Raw genomic sequence first — 2,961 nt, 5'->3', positions numbered from 1 at the left:
CCGACCACCAGCACCGTGCAGGCGAGGTTCGCCCAGACCCAGTAACCGTACGGGCGTACCCCGCCCGCCCCCTGGTAGTAGCGGGTGACCAGCAGCCGGTACGCCTCCCACCAGTCGAAGCCCAGGGCCGTGAACACGGCCGGCACGACCAGGAACCCGGCGGCCACGTACGGCAGCGGCCGCAGCCGCCGGGTGCCCAGCAGCAGCACCGCCGCGCCGACGACCGCGAACAGGGTGAGCCCGTACGACAGGTACATCGTCAGGCCGAACAGCAGCCCGGAGCCGAAGCCGGTCCAGGCGGGCCGGTGACCCGTCACGGCGAGGGCGAGCAGGGCGACGGCCCAGGCGGTGACGGCCGTGAAGAAGCCGTCGGCGGAGGTGCCCACCCACACCGCGCCCGGAGCCAGGGCCAGGAAGGGCGCGGCCCGGCGGGCGAACGGCTCGTCGGCGAGCCGGCGCACCGCGACCAGGATCGCGGCCACCGCGGTGGTGCCGGCGGTGATGACGAAGGCGCCCGCCCATCCGCCACCGCTCAGACCGGTCCGGTCCAGCAGCACGAAGGTGAGCGTGGCGCCCGGCGGATGCCCGGCGACATGCGCGGGCCAGTTGTCGGGGGCATCGATCAGGATGTGCCCGGCGAAGCCGCGCAGTGCCGCGGGGATGTCCTGGAAACGGTCGATGACCTGCAGATACTCGTGCCGGGTGGTGAGCCGCTCCGCGACGCCCCGGGACCAGCCGTCCACGAGGGCGAGCGACCAGGTCCACGCCAGCGACACCCCCCACGCCGTGCACAGCAGGGGCCGCCAGGACAGCCGGGCGGCCAGGGAGGGTCCGTACGCCACCACGGCGGAGGCGACGGCCAGCGCGGCCGGGGTACCCGGGCCGGTGTGCGGCATCCAGTCGCCCACCAGCGGAGGCCAGGCCACCCGCAGCGTGCCGTACCGGTCCTGGATCCGGGTGCCGATCAGGACGGCCGCCAGGACCAGCAGCGCGGCCGCGGCGACGGCGGACAGATCACGGACGAGACCGCCACGGGAGGTGCCGGCGGAGACAGCGGGGGGAGCGGTGCGGGGGAGATCGCGTTTCACGTCGTCACGCTAGGCCGGGAGAGCGCAGCCGAGCGGATGACAGGGGCGGACGTCAGCGTTTCGTCATCGTTTCCGGACCCGTCCGGGGGGTGCTGCGGTTCTACGGTCGGCACATGGCTCGGTCTCCCCTCCCCACCCGCCCCGCGCGCGGACCGTTCGCGCCGGACTTCTGGCGCAGCCCGCTGCGAGGCCCCCGGTTCACCTCGGTCCTCGGGGTGTTCCTCCTCGCCGGCGTCACGGTCCTGTTCGTGACGGGACTGCTGTCGTACGCCGCCTACAACCCGGATCTCGGGCCGGTGAACGACAAGACACCCGGCAAGGGGCTCCTCGGCTTCTACCTCTTCTCCTGGCCCACCGACCCGCCGTGGCTGTACCGGCTCACCCAGGGCGTCCACGTCACACTCGGACTCGCGCTCGTCCCGGTACTGCTGGCCAAGCTGTGGTCGGTCGTGCCCAGGCTGTTCACCCTGCCGCCGGTCCGCTCGCTCACCCACGCCCTGGAGCGGATCTCGCTGCTGCTCCTCGTCGGCGGGGCACTGTTCCAGTTCGTCACCGGGATCCTCAACGTCCAGCTCGACTACATCTTCCCCGGCTCCTTCTATCCGCTGCACTTCTACGGCGCCTGGGTGTTCTTCGGGGCGTTCCTCGCCCATGCGGTGCTGAAGGCGCCGACGGCGTTCCGCAATCTGCGCCGGATGCGCGAGGGGGCTGAGGAGCCGTCGGACGAACTCGTCGCGCCCCGCCCCGACCCGCCGACCGTCTCACGGCGCGGGGCGCTCGGGCTGGTCGGCGGCGGCTCACTGCTCCTGTTCGCCACCTCCGCCGGGCGCAGCTTCGACGGACCGCTCCGCGAGACCGCTGTCCTCACCCCGCACGGCGGGCCGGAACCCGGCAGCGGACCGGCGGGCTTCCAGATCAACAAGACGGCCGCGTACGCCGGGATCCGCGCCGAGGAGACGACCGAGGAGGCGTGGCGGCTGGTCGTCACCGGACGCTCCGGCACCGTACGGCTCGGCAAGGCCGATCTGCTCGGCCTGCCGCTGCACAGCGCCGACCTGCCCATCGCCTGCGTGGAGGGCTGGTCCACCTCCGACCAGTCGTGGCGGGGCGTACGGCTGCGGGACCTCGCGGCGCTCGTCGGCCATGACGACCCGGTCGACGTGTTCGTGGAGTCGCTGCAACGCCGTGGCGCCTTCCGGCGCGGGGCGCTGCGTGCCAACCAGGTGGGCGACCCGCGTTCCCTTCTCGCCCTGTTCGTCAACGGCGCGGAGCTGACCCCCGATCACGGCCGTCCGGCCCGGATCATCGTCCCCGCGGCGCCCGGTGTGCTCAACACCAAGTGGGTCGCGCGGCTGACCTTCGGTGAGCTGTGAGGAGGCCCGAGCCCGTGCGCACGCGATACCGGCTCCCCCGCCCTGTGCTCGGCAGCCCGTTCCACCTGCTCGTGCTGCTCGCTTCGTTCGCCCTCTGCGCGTATGCGGGGGTGCGGCTGCTCGACGGCGACTGGTTCCTCGTCGCGCTGTGGTTCGCGGGCGCGGCGGTCGTCCACGACCTGGTGCTGCTGCCGCTGTACGCGGCGGCCGACCGTGCGCTGGTGAGGGGCGCGGGCCGGCGCGGGGCGTGGATCAACCACGTACGGGTGCCGGCCGCCCTGTCCGGGCTGCTGCTGCTCGTGTGGTTCCCGCTGATCACCGGCCGGGTGTCGGAACGGTACGCGGGCGTGGCGGGCCAGTCCGCGGACGGCTATGCGACCCGCTGGCTGATCGTCACGGCCGCACTGTTCGCGGGCTCGGCGGTGGTCTTCGCGGTGCGGCGGCGCGGCAGGAGGTCCGCGGCTGACGGCTGACGGCTGACGGCTGTCCCGCGGCGCGCC

General features: G+C 73.5%; 3 protein-coding genes. 2 read left to right on the top strand and 1 reads right to left on the bottom strand.

Annotated features, from left to right (window positions below; genetic code table 11):
* Positions 1–1,088, bottom strand: a 1,088-nt coding sequence (locus B9S61_RS21015; protein ID WP_374936232.1) for a hypothetical protein, incomplete at its 3' end; no start/stop codon positions are given.
* A gap of 113 nt (positions 1,089–1,201) precedes the next feature.
* On the opposite strand from B9S61_RS21015, the gene B9S61_RS21010 reads away from it, so the two are divergent.
* On the top strand, positions 1,202–2,461 hold the full coding sequence (locus B9S61_RS21010; protein WP_103543645.1) for a molybdopterin-dependent oxidoreductase: 1,260 nt from the start codon (positions 1,202–1,204) through the stop codon (positions 2,459–2,461).
* Between the two features lie 14 nt (positions 2,462–2,475).
* Positions 2,476–2,934: a hypothetical protein gene (locus tag B9S61_RS21005; protein ID WP_181007462.1), complete on the top strand. Its 459-nt coding sequence runs from the start codon at positions 2,476–2,478 to the stop codon at positions 2,932–2,934.
* Positions 2,935–2,961: the final 27 nt, after the last annotated feature.

The organism is Streptomyces sp. SM1, assembly GCF_002910825.1.
GTDB classification, from domain to species: Bacteria; Actinomycetota; Actinomycetes; order Streptomycetales; family Streptomycetaceae; genus Streptomyces; species Streptomyces okerensis.
The sequence above is the reverse complement of the archived record's forward strand: the minus strand, read 5'-3'. Positions and strand labels throughout refer to the sequence as shown.